The following is a 17,356-nucleotide window of genomic DNA, read 5'->3' as shown; positions in this document are numbered from 1 at the left end:
TTTACTCTGAGACTATTTTATTTGAATTTATTTTAATAAAATGATCACTGATCGCCTTCTCTGCAAGTTCACTCTCTTTCTCACTAATTATATCAAGTGGATAAACTGTGAAATTTGCTTCCATAGAAGCACATAATATATCATTCTGCCATGCTTCAATTCTTGAACTTACTTTTTCTCTCCGCTCATTAATATCAATATCATTAACTTTATATACAATATTGGCTGCAATTGGAAAAATGAAATTATGAAACTGAGTATTTAGTGAATTGATGACAAAGTATTTTTTTATATCCCCAAGGAACGGGTAAAACTCTTCAGTAACAGCAATAAATGTTTGTCTAAATGCCTCAACTAATAGCATACCCTGTAAGTGTTTACCTGATTGGTGATCGCCCATCAGCTCACACCGTTCATCAATGATTAGCGGCAGTGTATAAATGTTTTCTTCAACTTTCGTCGTTTTTCCGATCAGAATATTATGTTCTTCTTTCTTATGGGTGTAATTGTTAATTCCTTGCGAATGTTGATCTTCTAGCAAGATTTGCAAATCAACATTACTTACTTGTTGGTTATATTCATGATAGTTTTTTAATATATTATTTACAGTGTCTTTTCTAACACCTTGCCCGACGACCAATGAATTATTTCTAGCTAATACTTTAGATGGTATTTTTGTCATTAAGTCTAGCTGACTTAATGTAACAATATCATTACCCAAGGCGAAGTCATGAAATTTATCACCAACCACCAAGAGATCTGTACTTTGCTTTGTTAACATATTCATCTCTCTCACTTGTCATTAATGAAATGAAATTTTCTGATATATTTTTGTATACAAACCGTCATTGCCGCCCGTGATATACTTATCACCCGCTTGTTGAATAATCCTCTGATAGTTTTCATCAGTGAATGATTTAATATATTCATTAGGTGATACCGAAAAAGACGAAACGAACATAACACCAGGTTGAGTACTAAATAGTGAATGATATGCTTCAAAGGATTCAATTTTGTCTTTATTACTGCGAACAACATTGAAAATAGTTTCTTCCCGCCAATTACGATATTGTGAGTGGAACTCTGGAACGACTTCGACATGCCGTAACTGTACATATTCAGAATCCGGAATAGGTTTTTCTGATGCAATAGGACTTTCAACAAACTTAACTAACTCACGTTTGACATCACCAGATAGTATTGTTTTAAGGCTATCAAGAATGCAGTCGAGATTATTCTCATCATTCTGAATTGCACTGAGTTCTGTATAGCTGTTGAATTCCAGCAATTCTTTATCTTCACCTTGTGTAGAAAGATAATAGTTTTTCATTTCAGAAGGTTGCAGCAATATTGCGAGTTTAGACTCCATTCCTTTCTTTAATGGGTAGCGAGAGATCATTAGATAGTTAGAAGACATTGTTTATTTCCTTTTCAATCAGTTGAAGGTTAATCATTATTTCGATGAAAAGAGCTTACGTTTTTAAAACGATGTTTCGAAGTATTTATTTTGTGATAGGATAAAGATATCAGCGGGTATGAAAATCAAGGTGTTCGTTGCAGCTCTATCGCTTAAGCATAAACATGGATGTTGGAGAGAGTGATGAAGATATTTAGTAAAAGGCTACCTACTATCAAACAATTGCAGTTCTTTCTTGCGGTATGTGAAGATATGAGTTTTAGGCGGGCGGCTGAACGATTAGGCGTTTCACAACCGCCGTTATCAATTCAAATTCGTCATCTTGAAGAGAATCTTGGCACCACTCTTTTCCTTCGCGATACACATCAAGTATCTCTAACCGAGGCAGGTAAGTTATTTGAGTTACAAAGTCGGCATCTTTTGAATACGATGGTTGATAGTTTGGTGGAAATTAAAAAGCACAGTACTGATGAACAAGGTTTTCTTGCAGGAACCACTAAAACGTTAGATTTTAATTTAATGCCTAAGATTCAAGATACACTTGATGAACTTTCTATTACGAATAAAATCTATAAAGACACCTATACTTCTAAACAACTCTTGATGGAGATGCTTAACGGCCATTTAGATTTTTCAATTGTCGCAGAAAAGCCTTATCAAAATGAATTGTTGGAATTTAAATTTATCCATAAAGAAATAAATCTGATCACCATACCAACGAGTCATCCCGCGAGCCAAAAAGAATTTATTGATTTAAAAGATGTTAGCGACCTTCCGTTATATTGGTTTAATCGTCTAGCTAACAATGACTATTTTGATAAATGTGAGAAGATTTTTAATACTTTACCTTTTCATCTGACCCGAAAACCAGAGCCAGGTGATCCACTACGAATGTTGTCTGAAATTGCATTAGGGCGCGGGATGGCCTTTATCCCATATTCAATGTGTATGGTGAGCAGAGCAGGCATTACCTATAAGCGTATGACGCCTTACTACGAAGAGAAATTCAGTATTAATATTTATCTCTCTTGGCGAAAAGATTTAAAAAAAATCAGTGCACTGAACGCGATACAAAGGATTTTATCTTTAGAGCCTTAAGCGAGCGGATAGATAGCCACCGGCGGCTTATCATGATTGATTAGGTAAAATTGCGCCGGTGAGGTTTCATTATTCATTCCCTGCAGCGATATCTGGTCGCTCTTGGAGAAGCAGCGCCCTGCTAATGTTGCCCTGAATGGAGCAACTCAGTAAAGATTTACCCTTTTTGCTGTCGAGCATGACGATTTTTTCAGCGCTATCTTTAGCAGGAGCAATACCATCGACAGCAGAAGGATTAGGCTGCCAAGGTTGGGACGGGTTGATCTTTATCTGTGCATGCGTGATATAGGTGTCACTGTTCTTTTGCCACTTAAGTTCTGGTGTTAAGGCGATCACTTTCTCAACGGGTTCGTTGATCAGTAGACCCCAGAAGTAGTATTTCCCTAATTCACCGAGGTCATTACTCTGCTCGTAATAGCCAGATAGCGTGAAAGCACCATCGCGCATGGTCTGAGTAAAATAAGCAATCCTGCCGTCTTTATCCTTCACTGGCACCCATGCATTTGCCTTTTTATCATCTTCCACACGGACAACTTTTTTCAACTCAGCACGATGCTGATAAAGCACTTGGAAAAACTGTGGATTACACTCAATAAGGCTAGCGGTTAGCGTCGTTGCAGCAACACTACTGCCCATCGACGCACCCAAAACTGATGTGATAAATATGATTTTTGCTACAGACATGTCTATTCCCTTACGCATTTTGTCATCCGCCGCAAACGTATTGCGCGGCGCGCCTTAGCCAACCACTACCCCTGATAACGGGTTAAGTTCCTTCTATCGGCAACTCGGTACCGCACTTTAGATTTTTTACTTTTTCCTAACATCAACTTAGCTACTTATTCGCCCGATGAGAGTAGTGCATTGAGGCATTTGTCGAAGCAATGACTAAACATTTAGACGTTTCCTTTCACGCCGTTAACCACGTTATGGCAAGGGCTGACTGTCATAACGTAAAGTCATTTTTTGACAAGAAAACATGCATACTTTACACTACAAAAAATCGCTTTACGCGGAATGAATAATGACAGTCAAGACATCTGAACTAGGCGAGTATATTGAATCCATATTGGGTTTTCGCACTAAGCTAACAAAGGTAAAACTCAATGTTCCGTTCAGCGTGCAGGAAGTCTTTCGTTTTTATAAATTAGAAATCGATATTCCGGGTGATTCCCCCATCACGCTGCTGGCTGCCTTACAGAATGATGACGACTATCCAGGCATAGTCACGTTGAGAAAACGTCTGTCTGCTATTGAAAAGACCACTGATTTGGTTGTCGTTTACGTTAGTAATGGTATCTCCTCCGTCGAACGCCGAAGTCTAATTAACCACCATATAAATTTCATTGCCGTTAGAAAGCAGTTTTTTATCCCAGAATTAGCAATGGATTTGCGCGAAGCTTTCAGAATCAGGAAGAATAATATTCACGAGGAGTGCTATTTTTCCCCGGCGACTCAAGCCATGCTAATCCAACTACTATTTGATGAGTCAGCCTCTAGACCCGACGTTCTCTATACCGCAGAGAAGTTGATGGGTTCATACAAGTACAGTCGAGTGACGCTATCCAAAGCAATATCTGAACTGAGGAAGTCCAAGCTTCTTATTTTAACGTCTGATAAAAGTTTTTCGACTAGACATTACGCGCTCAAATATTCGCGTTCAAAGACCTTCGAAATAGCGCTGCAACTGATGCGCAGCCCTGTCAAAAAAACAGTCTGGATTAACAAAATTCCGCCTTTAGGTGATGGCATTTATTATGCTGGGGACACTGCATTAGGCGAGTACACTATGCTTGCTCCCAGCCCTAAACCCGTATTTGCAATGACCCAAAAGGTTTTCAGCTCGCTAGTGAATAGCGGAATATTTGATGAAATGACACATATCGACTGGGCTAAGGCGACGGTGGAAATCTGGAGTTATAGAAGCCCCAAAGTCACGAGACATATCGTCGACGAGATATCATTATATTTGACCCTAAAAGATGATAAGGACGAACGTGTTCAGTTAGCACTCAGTGAACTCAAGGAGGATTACCCATGGATGAAATTCGAGGATTAAAACTATTTGGTGAGCATTTCAAAAACCACCAGGATCAGTATGTACTTATCGGAGGTGTTGCATCTTGGATTACGATGGATGAGGCAGGTGAAAAATTCCGAGCGACCAAAGACCTCGATATCGTGCTCATCCTAGAAGTTCTCAGCCCCGCATTCGTGCAACAATTTTGGGCTTTCATACAGTTAGGCAACTACGAGATTCGACAAACAGGGGGAGATAAACCCATTTTCTACCGGTTTCAAAAGCCAAGAGATGTCAGCTTCCCCGCTCAAATTGAACTTTTCTCTCGTTCTCCCGCGGGGATGGAACAACCGGAAGATGCTCAAATCACGTCCATTCCAACCGATGAAGATATTTCTTGTCTCTCAGCCATTATTCTTGATGACGACTATTATTTCTTTCTCAAGGAAGGCCTTCAGCGTACAGAATCTCTCTCCTATATCGGAGCAGATCGATTAATTCCCTTTAAAATGAATGCATGGCTAGACCTATCTGCCCGCAAGGCAGCAGGAGAACCTATAGATTCTAGGGTTGTAAATAAGCATCGAAATGATGTTATTCGGTTATCCGGCCAATTGACGGAAGAGGCAGTGACCATTCCCGATAGCATTCGTGTTGATATGGAGCGCTTTCTCACACAACTGCGTGGCGAAAAAATGGACCTTAAATTACTGGGTGTCCGCGGCTCAATAGATGATGTAAACAACCGAATCAGAACAGGTTTTGGTCTGCCACTATGACAGGTCACACACACCTAATTACCCACTAAATAGAAAACAAAAAGCCCCGTATTCGGGGCTTAGCGATAAAATCTCACAAAAATTGTTAGAACGGAATATCGTCGTCAAAATCCATTGGCGGCTCGTTGCCGCCTTGTGGCTGAGCTGCTGGGGCAGACTGAGCAGGGCGTGAAGTTTGACCACCGCTGAACTGATTACCACCTTGTGGCTGCTGAGGCTGACCCCAACCGCCTTGCGCGCCGCCGTCTTGCTGTGAACCACCTGCTGGTGCGCCACCGCCTTGACGGCCACCCAACATTTGCATAGTCCCACCAACGTTAACCACGACTTCAGTGGTGTAACGCTCTTGGCCACTTTGGTCCTGCCATTTGCGGGTTTGCAATGCGCCTTCGATATATACCTGAGAACCTTTACGCAGATATTCACCCGCGACTTCAGCCAGCTTGCCGAACAACACCACACGGTGCCATTCCGTTTTCTCTTTTTGCTCGCCGGTTGCTTTATCACGCCAGCTTTCGGAAGTGGCCAGGGTGATATTGGCAACAGCCCCGCCGTTAGGCATGTAGCGGACTTCCGGGTCTTGGCCCAAATTCCCGACCAAAATCACTTTGTTTACGCCTCTGCTGGCCATGTGAACTCTCCTGATGAAGTAAATTTTGTACAGTATAAACGAGTCAGTTTAACACGCGAACCACCAAACGGCACAACTGATCATAACTGCGTAATGCATTACAGATTTATCGGGTTATCTGTCTTAATTGCACTCGGATACTGGATATCCATTCAGGTTTTTTTGTGTCATAATTATCCGTTTCGTACTGGCTGTGCCCTTTTTTCGGCGTTGCAAACATGTGCCTGCTGGCAACTTAACACAGTGATTTTTACGGCAAATGGGCAACTCCCTCACGCCTAACTCATTGTTGTTACAGGCACGATGTCAATACCCTGCGGTTACAAAGCTCGTGGGAGTAAACGCGAAAATGGCACGGTGAGAGGCTCAGTCTACATCCGGGAAGTGTTTGAATGGATAATATCGAAGTTCGGGGCGCTCGCACCCATAATCTTAAGAATATCAACCTGATCATCCCGCGCGACAAACTGATTGTTGTCACCGGCCTATCGGGTTCAGGCAAGTCCTCGTTGGCTTTTGATACCCTGTATGCCGAGGGGCAACGCCGTTATGTTGAGTCTCTCTCTGCCTATGCGCGCCAATTTCTATCGCTGATGGAAAAACCAGATGTCGACCATATTGAAGGTCTGTCACCGGCCATTTCCATTGAGCAAAAATCAACCTCCCATAACCCGCGCTCCACCGTGGGGACCATCACTGAAATTCATGACTACCTGCGTTTGTTGTTTGCCCGAGTCGGTGAACCACGTTGCCCTGATCACGATGTCCCGTTGGCGGCACAGACCGTCAGTCAGATGGTCGATAATGTTTTAAGTCAGCCTGAAGGCCGCCGCCTGATGCTACTCGCGCCCGTGGTACAAGATCGCAAAGGCGAACATACCAAAATGCTGGAAAATCTGGCGATGCAGGGCTATATCCGAGCACGAATCGACGGAGAGGTTTGCGACCTATCAGATCCACCCAAGTTAGAGCTGCAAAAGAAACACACCATTGAAGTGGTTATCGACCGCTTTAAAGTGCGTGAAGATATGGCGCAGCGCCTTGCTGAATCATTTGAAACCGCACTCGAATTATCTGGCGGCACGGCTGTCGTCACCGATATGGACGATCCTCAGGCCGAAGAATTATTATTCTCCGCCAACTTTGCCTGCCCAATTTGCGGCTATAGCATGAGCGAGTTGGAACCGCGCCTGTTCTCCTTCAACAACCCCGCAGGTGCCTGCCCGACTTGTGATGGTCTCGGCGTACAACAATTCTTCGACCCTGATCGCGTGCTGCAAAATCCTGAGTTATCACTAGCCGGTGGCGCGATTCGCGGCTGGGATCGCCGTAACTTCTATTATTTCCAGATGCTACGCTCACTGGCGGATCATTATAAATTTGATATCGAAGCGCCCTTTAACTCGTTAAGTACCACCATTCAAAAAGCGGTACTGTATGGCTCGGGCAAAGATACCATTGAGTTCAAATACATAAACGATCGGGGTGATACCACCGTCCGCCGTCATCCTTTTGAAGGGGTGCTGCACAACATGGAACGCCGTTATAAAGAGACGGAATCCAGTGCGGTGCGTGAAGAGTTGGCAAAATTCATCAGCAATCGTTCCTGTGCTTCTTGCAGCGGTACACGTCTGCGCAGAGAAGCACGTTACGTCTTCGTACAAAACACCACGTTGCCCGAGATTTCCGAACTGAGCATCGGTCATGCACTGACTTTCTTCCAAGATATGAAACTGAGTGGCCAACGAGCGCAGATTGCCGAGAAAATCCTGAAAGAAATCGGTGACCGCCTCAAATTCTTGGTGAACGTCGGGCTAAATTATCTGTCATTGTCACGCTCGGCCGAAACCCTGTCAGGGGGTGAAGCACAGCGTATACGATTAGCGAGCCAGATTGGCGCAGGTTTAGTTGGCGTCATGTATGTGCTGGATGAGCCATCCATTGGCTTGCACCAACGTGATAACGAACGTTTGCTGGAAACACTGATTCACCTGCGTAATCTGGGTAATACCGTCATTGTGGTAGAGCATGATGAAGATGCGATCCGCGCCGCAGACCATGTGATTGATATCGGCCCTGGAGCCGGTGTACACGGGGGTGAAGTGGTGGCAGAAGGCACCGTTGATGACATTATGGCTGCGCCAAACTCATTGACCGGCCAGTTCCTGAGTGGCAAGCGGGAAATCGAGATCCCAGCTAAACGCGTAGCCGGCGATCCCAGTAAAGTATTAAAACTGATTGGGGCGAGCGGCAATAACCTGAAAGATGTCACCCTCACCCTGCCGGTGGGGCTATTTAGCTGCATTACCGGTGTTTCTGGTTCCGGCAAGTCGACGTTGATCAACGATACACTCTACCCCATCGCACAGAGCCGATTAAATGGCGCGACCAACAATGAGCCCGCGCCTTACCGCGAAATTCAAGGGTTGGAGCATTTCGATAAAGTTATCGATATCGACCAAAGCCCCATTGGTCGTACACCGCGTTCAAACCCAGCGACCTATACCGGTATCTTTACGCCTATCCGGGAATTATTCGCCGGTGTACCTGAATCACGCGCCCGCGGTTACACACCGGGCCGTTTCAGCTTTAACGTCAAAGGGGGTCGCTGCGAGGCTTGTCAGGGTGATGGGGTGATTAAAGTCGAAATGCACTTCCTGCCTGATATCTATGTGCCTTGTGACCAGTGTAAAGGGAAGCGTTATAACCGTGAAACGCTGGAAGTGAAGTACAAAGGCAAGAGCATCCACGAAGTCTTGGCGATGACTATCGAAGAGGCGCGTGATTTCTTTGACGCCGTGCCAGCACTGGCGCGTAAGCTGCAAACGTTGATGGATGTTGGCCTGTCGTATATTTGTCTGGGGCAATCGGCGACCACCTTGTCTGGTGGGGAAGCCCAACGAGTTAAACTGTCCCGTGAGCTATCAAAACGCGGCACCGGCCAGACCTTATATATTCTGGATGAACCGACGACTGGCCTGCATTTTGCTGATATCCAGCAACTACTGGCGGTGCTGCATCAGTTACGGGATCAGGGCAATACCATTGTGGTCATTGAGCATAATCTGGATGTGATTAAGACAGCAGACTGGATTGTCGATTTAGGGCCAGAAGGTGGCAGTGGCGGCGGCGAGATTTTAGTCTCAGGCACGCCAGAAACCGTCGCACAATGCGCCGCATCCCATACGGCTCGTTTCCTCAAGCCGATGCTGCAACCGAAGTAAAACGCAAAAAAGCACTCAGGGGCAATTCATTGCCTCTGGTGTTTTTTGCTCGTCATACGGTTTATTCCTCGCGCCCCATTAGTTCCACGCGACGCTGACGGCGCGCTAGGCAACAACCCCATATAGTCTTCATGGCATAGCACCGATGACATCACAATAAGGGCGGAGGGCTAAACTCAAACCGCCAACGCTTGGCGTCTCTGTTCCGGTAGTCCCTGCAATACCAACTGATAAGAGCAATCGACTAACGAATAAAACTGCGAATTCGGCAATTCCCCATCCAGAAACACCGTGTTCCAGTGCGCTTTATTCAAGTGTTCACTCGGCACGATATCCGGATGTTTCTCCCGTAAGCTCTCCGCCAGTTCTGGGCTGGTTTTCAATGAAATTGACGGGCGGCCCTTGGTTTCCCCCATCATGGCAAACATCACATCTGCAACTTTAATTTGATTGACCTGCCATGCCTCATGATCGCTCTGCTCAGCGCCGGGCTTAGACATGCAGTACTCCAATAGTGCGGAATTATTCATTGGGTTATCTCCTGTAATGGGCCTATACCGACTGGCGAAAAGGCCTCATAAGCGATTCATTCCATACGCTTTCAATGACTCATTCCATTGATGCAGCAACATGCTGAAGTGATAGCTTGCACCTATTGCGGAAGGTTTAATGTGAGCGATGAATGATCATTTGGCATAAGTTAGCCAACACTAATGAGTATATTCTTTAATCGATTTACAGCCATGAACTCGCGGTAAAATAGACAAGAGATGAGGGTAAGTCGCGGAAAGGTGGAAGAAAAAAGACGGGAGAGATAGATAGGAAAAAGGCGCAGTATCTGCGCCTCGATCACTCAGTTACTGTACGGCAGCAAAAGCCGCAGCAACCCGCTGAACATTACCGTGGTTAACGCCAGCCATGCACATCCTGCCACTGGCAATCAGATACACACCAAACTCTTCCCGCAAGCGATCAACCTGCGCTGCGCTAAAACCGGTATAGCTGAACATACCGCGCTGTTGCAGCAAATAGTCGAAATTGCGATTTGGCAGCGATGCTTTCAAGGCTTGTACCAGTGTGCTGCGCATTTCAATAATCCGCAAACGCATCTGTTCGACTTCCGCTTCCCATTGGGCGCGTAACGCGTTGTCATTCAGTACTTTGGCAACAACCTGCGCGCCAAAGTTTGGTGGGCTGGAGTAATTACGGCGCACCGTCGCTTTCAACTGCCCCAATATGCGCCCTGCCACGTCTGCGCTTTCACACACCACAGACAGGCCACCCACCCGCTCGTTATAGAGAGAGAAGATTTTAGAGAAGGAGTTACTGATTAAACACGGCAATCCCGCCGCCGCCATCTCGCGAATGGCATAAGCATCTTCATTCAACCCAGCACCAAATCCCTGATAAGCAATATCCAGGAATGGGATCAGATCCCGCGCTTTAGCCACTTCAATCACCTGATCCCATTGTGCATTCGTCAGATCAGAGCCTGTGGGGTTATGACAGCAAGGATGCAGCAAAACAATACTTCTGGCGGATAATTGCTGCAATGCGGCCAACATTTGATCGAATTTGACGCCCAGCTTTTCGTCATCAAAATAAGGGTAGGTATTCACCTTGAAACCTGCGCCACCGAAAATCGCGACATGGTTTTCCCAAGTAGGGTCGCTCACCCAGACTTGTGAATCAGGGAAATAAGTATGAAGGAAGTCAGCGCCGACTTTTAAAGCACCAGAACCGCCCACCGTTTGGATCGTCGCAACCCGTTGTTGATTCAGTATCGGATGTTCGCGACCAAACAGTAACTGCTGAATCGCAGTACGGTAAGATTGCAAACCCTCCATCGGCAAATAGACCGGCGTTCCATGGGGCTGAGCGTTCAATTGTGCTTCAGCGATGTCTACCGCCTGCATTTGCGGGATTTCACCCAATTCGTTGTAATAAAGCCCAATGCTCAAATTGACCTTATCTGCTCGGCCGTCAGCTTTAAAACTTTCCATCAGTGAAAGGATTGGGTCACCTGCGTAGGCGTCAACATGTTGGAACACGGTGCTGCACTCCTTTATCGATAATCGTCGTCAATACGCTAAATCATTCGCGTTGCCGCCTGCCAACGATTTAGCCTATACCGCATATATTTATGCAGCTTACCTTATTCCCCTAAATATTCCATCGTTACGCGGGAGGTCAGCTTAGTGATCAATTCATAGGCACTGATACCGGTACAAGCGGCAATTTTCTCAACGGGCAATTCTACTCCCCAGAGCAACACTTCATCCCCGACTTTGTCGTTCGCATCCGGCCCAAGATCGACTGAAATCATGTCCATCGACACTCGGCCAGCAATGCCAACCTCACGCCCATTGATCCACATCGGTGTACCCGATGGTGCGCTACGAGGATAGCCGTCACCATAACCAATCGCCACCACACCTAGCCGCGTATCTCGTTCACTGACCCAAGTGCCACCATAACCCACAGGTTCACCGGCTTTATGTTCACGTACCGCAATCAAACTGGATTTCAATGCCATCGCAGGCTGCAAGCCAAAATGGCTGGCATGGGGTTGATCCAACGGCGAAACACCGTAGAGAATAATCCCAGGGCGAACCCAATCACGATGCGCTTCTGGCCACAGCAAAATACCGCCAGAGGCGGCAATCGACTGTTTACCGGGCTTATCGGCGACAAAGGCATCAAAACAGCGGAGTTGTTGGCGGGTGGTATCGACTTCTGGCTCATCCGCGCGACTAAAGTGGCTCATGATATTGACCGGCTGGACCACATTACGACAGGCGCTTAAACGCTGATAAAAAGCATTTGCGTGTTCAGGACGAACGCCCAAACGATGCATGCCAGTATCCAGTTTCATCCAAACATTGATGGGGGCAGGTAGGCTCGCGGCTTCCAGCGCTTCCAACTGCTCAATACTGTGCACCGCTGTTTCAATGCGATTCGCCACCAGAATGGGTAGGTCTTCTGCGGCAAAAAAACCTTCCAGCAGTAGGATAGGTTTGACAATGCCACCAGAACGCAGCATCAGCGCTTCGCTAATGCGCGCTACACCATAGCAATCGGCATCCTGCAACGTATGCGCAATTTCTAATAACCCGTGGCCATAAGCGTTTGCTTTCACAACGGCAATCAGGCGGCTTTGCGGCGCCATACGCCGCACCTGTTGCAAGTTATGTCGCAGAGCGCGGCGGTCAATCACTGCAGTTGCCGCTTTCATTTCTTATCCTTAATTATCAATTATATATGTAAAGAAATTAGTGTTGTTGGCTCACAGCAAGTGGACGCAGTTAACCCCTGCGGATTCACGAAAGAGAGGGGATGACTATTCGTCGTCGTATTGTGGACCTGCGTAGTTATCGAAACGTGACCACTGACCATTAAATTTCAATCGAACAGAACCGATCGGACCGTTACGCTGTTTACCCAAAATAATTTGGGCGATCCCTTTCTCATCACTGTTCTCGTGATAAACCTCATCACGGTAAATAAACATGATTAAGTCGGCGTCCTGCTCAATTGAGCCAGATTCACGTAAGTCGGAGTTGACTGGGCGTTTATCGGCGCGTTGCTCCAAGCTACGGTTAAGCTGCGACAGCGCAACCACAGGAACTTGTAGCTCTTTCGCGAGCGCCTTGAGAGAGCGTGAGATTTCCGCAATTTCCAAGGTGCGGTTATCGGAAAGCGATGGTACCCGCATCAATTGCAGATAGTCGATCATGATCAGGCTCAAGCCACCGTGTTCACGGAAAATACGCCGCGCACGAGAGCGCACTTCCGTCGGCGTTAGGCCAGAAGAGTCATCGATGTACATATTGCGCTTTTCCATCAATATCCCCATGGTACTGGAGATACGCGCCCAATCTTCATCATCGAGTTGGCCGGTACGAATTCGGGTCTGATCGACATGTGACAGTGACGCTAACATACGCATCATGATCTGATCGCCGGGCATCTCCAAACTGAAGATTAATACCGGTTTTTCCTGCATCATCGCGGCATTTTCGCACAAGTTCATCGCAAACGTCGTTTTCCCCATCGATGGACGAGCCGCCACAATGATCAAATCCGATTTCTGCAAACCCGCCGTCTTTTTATCTAAATCAGAAAAGCCAGTCGATACACCGGTGACACCATCATGGGGCCGCTGATAGAGCTGCTCGATACGTGCCACCGTCGCTTCTAGAATCTGATCGACGCTTTTTGGACCTTCATCCTTATTGGCTCGGCTCTCTGCAATTTGGAAAACTTTCGACTCTGCCAAATCCAGCAAATCTTCACTGCTACGCCCTTGGGGATCGTAACCCGCGTCAGCAATTTCATTCGCCACAGAGATCATTTCACGCACCACGGCACGTTCTCGCACGATATCCGCATAGGCACCGATATTCGCCGCACTTGGTGTGTTTTTGGATAACTCCGCTAGATAGGCAAAGCCCCCTACCGAGTCTAAATCACCTTTTTGTTCCAATGATTCAGACAGCGTGATCAGGTCGATTGGCTTGCTGTTTTCCAGTAAGCGCTGCATTTCGGTAAAGATTCGGCGATGCGGACGGCTGAAAAAGTCATTACTGGCAACACGTTCTGACACGTTGTCCCAACGTTCGTTATCCAGCATCAAACCGCCCAACACGGACTGCTCTGCCTCCAGCGAATGCGGCGGGAGCTTCAGCCCTTCCATCTGGCGGTCTCGTGGCTCTGTCGTATTGTTGGTTGGTTTTTTTGCGGCCATGAAGAGTGTTCTTTACCTTTGTTGCGAATAGAAAAATGACGAATAGAAATTATAGCGGCCTAGTATATACCCAAAGTAATTGGAGTTGCAGGTAACCGATAAATCAATCACGAATCTGCACACGCAAGATCTTGGCTACCTTCGCAGAACCCTGTAGGGTGAAAATACATCTACGTCGAGGAGCTAATATGGCAAAGCGTATTCAATTTAACACCACTGGTGGGCCAGAAGTATTGCAATACCTTGATTTTTCACCGGCAGATCCCGCAGCCGGTGAAGTGCAGGTTGAAAACAAAGCAATCGGCATTAACTATATTGATACCTATATTCGCAGCGGGCTTTATCCGCCTCCTCACTTACCTAGCGCCTTGGGAACGGAGGCGGCTGGCGTCGTGGTGAAAGTAGGTTCATCGGTGAAAGCCCTTAAAGTGGGTGATCGCGTTGTTTATGCTCAATCAGCGCTTGGCGCTTATAGCGAAGTGCATAATGTTAGCGCAGAAAAAATAGCGTTGCTTCCCGAGCAGATTTCTTTCGAACAGGCAGCTGCGTCCTTCCTTAAGGGGCTGACAGTTCAATACTTATTGCGCCAAACCCATGAAATCAAACCCGGTGAGGTGTTCTTGTTCCACGCAGCCGCAGGGGGGGTTGGGTTAATTGCCTGCCAATGGGCAAAAGCACTCGGTGCAAAACTGATTGGTAGCGTGGGGTCGGATGAAAAAGCAGAGTTAGCCAAAGCGGCTGGCGCTTGGGCCACCATTAACTATCGCACGGAGAATATCGCTGAGCGGGTAGCCGAACTGACTCATGGTGAGAAGGTGGGCGTTGTCTATGATTCGGTTGGGAAAAGTACGTGGCAGGACTCACTCAACAGCCTCAAACGCAGGGGGTTAATGGTCAGCTTCGGGAATGCCTCGGGTCCAGTGACCGGTGTTGACCTCGCTACGCTGAATCAGAAAGGTGCGCTGTATTTGACCCGCCCATCACTCAATGCTTATGTGACCAATCGACAAGAGCTGGAAACCGCCAGTCATGAACTGTTCTCACTTATCGCGAGCGGAGCCATTAATGTTGATGTGGCTAAAAACCAGCAATTCCCGCTGCGGGATGCTCATCGTGCTCATGAAATATTAGAAAGCCGCCAGACAACAGGGTCTAGCCTGCTTATTCCTTAATTTTCTGAGCCGCATTGAGTTAATCTCGCCATAAAAAATAAAGGGCTCCTGATTAGGAGCCCTTGCTTTCTTTGATGCATATGTAGGGGTACAGCAGAGTATTCTGTCAGAAGCCGATCTGTTTTGGTAACAGTGCCGTTTATACGGCTATTTCTTGCCTCTAGCAGAGATGAAAATGTGATACCGAATCGTATCGGGTAGCATCCTAGCAAGCACGCCAGAGAAAAAATACGCTTTCACGACAATTTGTATCACTAAACTTTCAGGCTGTGATCGCTCACGCAAGAAAGCAAAATAATCAATAACGCCTGACTGTCGGTTTCTGCATCGAACGCCATAACCAAACAACAACGATCGCTAGAACCAACCATGGCAACAACTTAATCATCATGACAAATAACCCGCCGACCATCATAAAAGCCGCGGCAACCAGCAAAGCCGCAAATATTCCCAATAAGGAAATGCCGGTCACCATGAGCATGATGAAAAAGCCGATAACAAATAGAATTTCGAACATGGCGAGCTCCTTACTCATTGTTTATTTCCCTTGCGCCGTGCGGCGAATATCACGACACAAACGGGGGTTTTATCTTGAGTATTACAAGAAACGTGCCAATCTAATGCTTCAATTTAAGGCATTGAATTTAATAGTAATGATTTAGGTGCAGCCTATCCGAACAAACGAATAGGCTTGGTCAAATTAACTAATTTGTAGTGAATTAGACTGCGGATAGTGAATTAGACTGCGGGCGAGTGACTAGGGCCAACGCCTGCTCGACGACGGAGACATCCGCACCGGGCTTATGCGCATTCTCACTGAGATGGCGACGCCACTGACGTGCACCGGGTACGCCTTGGAAAATACCTAAAATATGGCGGGTGATGTGGCCAAGATAGGCACCTCGAGACAGTTCCTGCTCGATGTAAGGATAGAGCGCCTCAATAGCTTTTACGCTATCGACCACCTCAGCATTAGGATCAAACAGCTCACGATCTACTTGCGTTAGAATACTGGGGTTTTGATAAGCCTCACGCCCCATCATCACACCATCAAGGTATTTCAGGTGTTCTTTGGCTTCAGCCAATGTTTTCACCCCACCATTAATGGCGATGGTCAGTGCGGGGAAATCACGTTTGAGCTGATAAACACGCTCGTAATCCAACGGCGGTATTTCACGGTTTTCTTTCGGACTCAGCCCTGATAACCAAGCTTTTCGAGCATGTATGGTGAAGATATCGCACCCGCCCTGCTCAGCAACAGTTTGCACAAACTCACACAAAAATGCGTAGCTATCCAAGTCGTCAATCCCAATACGGGTTTTCACAGTAACGGGAATAGACACCACATCACGCATAGCTTTAATGCAGTCAGCCACCAGACTCGCTTCTGCCATTAAGCAAGCACCAAAGCGACCATTTTGTACGCGATCGGAAGGGCAGCCTACATTCAAATTGATTTCGTTATACCCGCGAAGCTCAGCCTGTTTGGCGCACAATGCTAAAGCCTGTGGGTCACTGCCCCCCAGTTGTAGCGCAACAGGATGGTCCTGTTCGCTGTAAGCCAGATAATCGCCTTTACCATGAATAATGGCACCGGTGGTGACCATTTCGGTATAGAGCAATGTCTGCTTAGTGAGTAAGCGATGGAAATAGCGGCAATGGCGGTCAGTCCAATCGAGCATCGGCGCGACGGAAAAACGCTGTAGCGGAAAACTGCCTTTTAAATCAGTATGATCGCTTGTTATAGCTGAATTTATCAGTGTGTTATTTTCGTGCATTCTGGGTCATTTTGTCGTGTTATTTCTTCTCAGCACACCTCAATTAGAGGCCACTGGAATAGTGATAAGGTAAAAGCATCGCCTACTATAACACAGAAAAAAACCTTCGCGCCGATGACTAAAGGGTATGTCACATTAGTAAATTTAAAGTTTTGAATAACTAGAGTATTTTCTCTCGACTCTATCTCTTTCAATAAAAAGAAAATATCCAAAAATATTTCAAAAGAATAAATAATGTATATTCCATTAATTCCAATTATCCAGTAGAATTTCAATAAATCTTCTTTAGATACTCACAAAATAAAAACATTTAAATAATACAGTCAACCAAATTTATTTAAAACCACATCAGTGACCACATATTTATCTATAATCCCATACAATTAACTTTAATCAACGCTAATGAATTAACTTAATTAACACTGAAAGAACATCATTTTCAATAAAGAAATGAATGTCGGAAAATTCCCACAAATTTTAGTTTCCCGTC

General features: G+C 46.2%; 15 protein-coding genes. 5 read left to right on the top strand and 10 right to left on the bottom strand.

Annotation, left to right across the window (positions count from 1 at the left end; all coding sequences use genetic code 11):
- Position 1 precedes the first annotated feature (1 nt).
- Together BN68_RS16800 and BN68_RS16795 are read right to left on the bottom strand one after the other, a co-directional pair.
- On the bottom strand, positions 2-781 hold the full coding sequence (locus tag BN68_RS16800) for an AfsA-related hotdog domain-containing protein (protein ID WP_186375638.1): 780 nt from the start codon (positions 779-781) through the stop codon (positions 2-4).
- A 21-nt stretch (positions 782-802) separates the two neighbouring features.
- Complete coding sequence (locus BN68_RS16795) at positions 803-1,417, bottom strand: hypothetical protein (protein WP_019212332.1); 615 nt, start codon at positions 1,415-1,417, stop codon at positions 803-805.
- 183 nt (positions 1,418-1,600) lie between these two features.
- On the opposite strand from BN68_RS16795, the gene BN68_RS16790 reads away from it, so the two are divergent.
- Complete coding sequence (locus BN68_RS16790; RefSeq protein ID WP_019212331.1) at positions 1,601-2,515, top strand: LysR family transcriptional regulator; 915 nt, start codon at positions 1,601-1,603, stop codon at positions 2,513-2,515.
- A gap of 69 nt (positions 2,516-2,584) precedes the next feature.
- Here the strand turns inward: BN68_RS16790 and BN68_RS16785 are convergent, their stop codons facing one another.
- Entirely contained in the window at positions 2,585-3,199 is a 615-nt protein-coding gene (locus BN68_RS16785; protein WP_019212330.1) for a hypothetical protein, read from the bottom strand.
- Positions 3,200-3,539: 340 nt separating this feature from the next.
- Between BN68_RS16785 and BN68_RS16780 the strand changes: the two genes are divergently transcribed.
- Together BN68_RS16780 and BN68_RS16775 are read left to right on the top strand one after the other, a co-directional pair.
- Positions 3,540-4,574 (top strand): hypothetical protein, encoded by a 1,035-nt coding sequence (locus BN68_RS16780; protein WP_019212329.1) that lies wholly within the window; start codon positions 3,540-3,542, stop codon positions 4,572-4,574.
- Positions 4,553-5,314, top strand: a complete 762-nt coding sequence (locus tag BN68_RS16775) for a hypothetical protein (RefSeq protein ID WP_019212328.1) — start codon at positions 4,553-4,555, stop codon at positions 5,312-5,314. Before BN68_RS16780 ends, BN68_RS16775 begins: the two co-directional genes overlap by 22 nt.
- Before the next feature lie 85 nt (positions 5,315-5,399).
- On the opposite strand, the gene ssb1 is transcribed toward BN68_RS16775, so the two are convergent.
- Positions 5,400-5,945: a single-stranded DNA-binding protein SSB1 gene (gene ssb1 / locus BN68_RS16770; RefSeq protein WP_019212327.1), complete on the bottom strand. Its 546-nt coding sequence runs from the start codon at positions 5,943-5,945 to the stop codon at positions 5,400-5,402.
- Positions 5,946-6,337: 392 nt separating this feature from the next.
- Between ssb1 and uvrA the strand changes: the two genes are divergently transcribed.
- On the top strand, positions 6,338-9,169 hold the full coding sequence (gene uvrA / locus BN68_RS16765) for an excinuclease ABC subunit UvrA (RefSeq protein ID WP_019212326.1): 2,832 nt from the start codon (positions 6,338-6,340) through the stop codon (positions 9,167-9,169).
- A 176-nt stretch (positions 9,170-9,345) separates the two neighbouring features.
- Here the strand turns inward: uvrA and BN68_RS16760 are convergent, their stop codons facing one another.
- From BN68_RS16760 to dnaB, 4 genes are all read right to left on the bottom strand, one after another.
- Positions 9,346-9,699: an MmcQ/YjbR family DNA-binding protein gene (locus BN68_RS16760; protein WP_019212325.1), complete on the bottom strand. Its 354-nt coding sequence runs from the start codon at positions 9,697-9,699 to the stop codon at positions 9,346-9,348.
- A gap of 327 nt (positions 9,700-10,026) precedes the next feature.
- A complete protein-coding gene (locus tag BN68_RS16755; protein ID WP_019212324.1) occupies positions 10,027-11,220 on the bottom strand; it encodes an amino acid aminotransferase in 1,194 nt (397 codons plus the stop codon).
- Positions 11,221-11,324: 104 nt separating this feature from the next.
- Positions 11,325-12,404 carry an alanine racemase gene (alr, locus tag BN68_RS16750; protein WP_019212323.1) on the bottom strand — a complete coding sequence of 360 codons (1,080 nt, stop codon included), beginning with the start codon at positions 12,402-12,404 and terminating at the stop codon, positions 11,325-11,327.
- A gap of 105 nt (positions 12,405-12,509) precedes the next feature.
- Positions 12,510-13,916 carry a replicative DNA helicase gene (dnaB, locus tag BN68_RS16745; protein ID WP_019212322.1) on the bottom strand — a complete coding sequence of 469 codons (1,407 nt, stop codon included), beginning with the start codon at positions 13,914-13,916 and terminating at the stop codon, positions 12,510-12,512.
- Positions 13,917-14,104: 188 nt separating this feature from the next.
- Between dnaB and BN68_RS16740 the strand changes: the two genes are divergently transcribed.
- Positions 14,105-15,088 carry a quinone oxidoreductase gene (locus BN68_RS16740; RefSeq protein ID WP_019212321.1) on the top strand — a complete coding sequence of 328 codons (984 nt, stop codon included), beginning with the start codon at positions 14,105-14,107 and terminating at the stop codon, positions 15,086-15,088.
- A gap of 298 nt (positions 15,089-15,386) precedes the next feature.
- On the opposite strand, the gene pspG is transcribed toward BN68_RS16740, so the two are convergent.
- Entirely contained in the window at positions 15,387-15,605 is a 219-nt protein-coding gene (pspG, locus tag BN68_RS16735) for an envelope stress response protein PspG (RefSeq protein ID WP_042806916.1), read from the bottom strand.
- Between the two features lie 202 nt (positions 15,606-15,807).
- Positions 15,808-16,866: a tRNA dihydrouridine(20/20a) synthase DusA gene (dusA, locus tag BN68_RS16730; protein WP_019212319.1), complete on the bottom strand. Its 1,059-nt coding sequence runs from the start codon at positions 16,864-16,866 to the stop codon at positions 15,808-15,810.
- Between the last annotated feature and the right edge of the window lie 490 nt (positions 16,867-17,356).

Origin of the sequence: Yersinia massiliensis CCUG 53443 (assembly GCF_000312485.1) — a bacterium.
Taxonomy (GTDB): domain Bacteria; phylum Pseudomonadota; class Gammaproteobacteria; order Enterobacterales; family Enterobacteriaceae; genus Yersinia; species Yersinia massiliensis.
This window is presented reverse-complemented; position numbering and strand designations above follow the sequence as displayed.

Bases quoted from the DNA above. Each gene is read 5' to 3' on its own strand.
- BN68_RS16800 (WP_186375638.1), bottom strand. From the start codon at position 781: ATGTTAACAAAGCAAAGTACAGATCTCTTGGTGGTTGGTGATAAATTT.
- BN68_RS16795 (WP_019212332.1), bottom strand. From the start codon at position 1,417: ATGTCTTCTAACTATCTAATGATCTCTCGCTACCCATTAAAGAAAGGA.
- BN68_RS16790 (WP_019212331.1), top strand. From the start codon at position 1,601: ATGAAGATATTTAGTAAAAGGCTACCTACTATCAAACAATTGCAGTTC.
- BN68_RS16785 (WP_019212330.1), bottom strand. From the start codon at position 3,199: ATGTCTGTAGCAAAAATCATATTTATCACATCAGTTTTGGGTGCGTCG.
- BN68_RS16780 (WP_019212329.1), top strand. From the start codon at position 3,540: ATGACAGTCAAGACATCTGAACTAGGCGAGTATATTGAATCCATATTG.
- BN68_RS16775 (WP_019212328.1), top strand. From the start codon at position 4,553: ATGGATGAAATTCGAGGATTAAAACTATTTGGTGAGCATTTCAAAAAC.
- ssb1 (WP_019212327.1), bottom strand. From the start codon at position 5,945: ATGGCCAGCAGAGGCGTAAACAAAGTGATTTTGGTCGGGAATTTGGGC.
- uvrA (WP_019212326.1), top strand. From the start codon at position 6,338: ATGGATAATATCGAAGTTCGGGGCGCTCGCACCCATAATCTTAAGAAT.
- BN68_RS16760 (WP_019212325.1), bottom strand. From the start codon at position 9,699: ATGAATAATTCCGCACTATTGGAGTACTGCATGTCTAAGCCCGGCGCT.
- alr (WP_019212323.1), bottom strand. From the start codon at position 12,404: ATGAAAGCGGCAACTGCAGTGATTGACCGCCGCGCTCTGCGACATAAC.
- dnaB (WP_019212322.1), bottom strand. From the start codon at position 13,916: ATGGCCGCAAAAAAACCAACCAACAATACGACAGAGCCACGAGACCGC.
- BN68_RS16740 (WP_019212321.1), top strand. From the start codon at position 14,105: ATGGCAAAGCGTATTCAATTTAACACCACTGGTGGGCCAGAAGTATTG.
- pspG (WP_042806916.1), bottom strand. From the start codon at position 15,605: ATGTTCGAAATTCTATTTGTTATCGGCTTTTTCATCATGCTCATGGTG.
- dusA (WP_019212319.1), bottom strand. From the start codon at position 16,866: ATGCACGAAAATAACACACTGATAAATTCAGCTATAACAAGCGATCAT.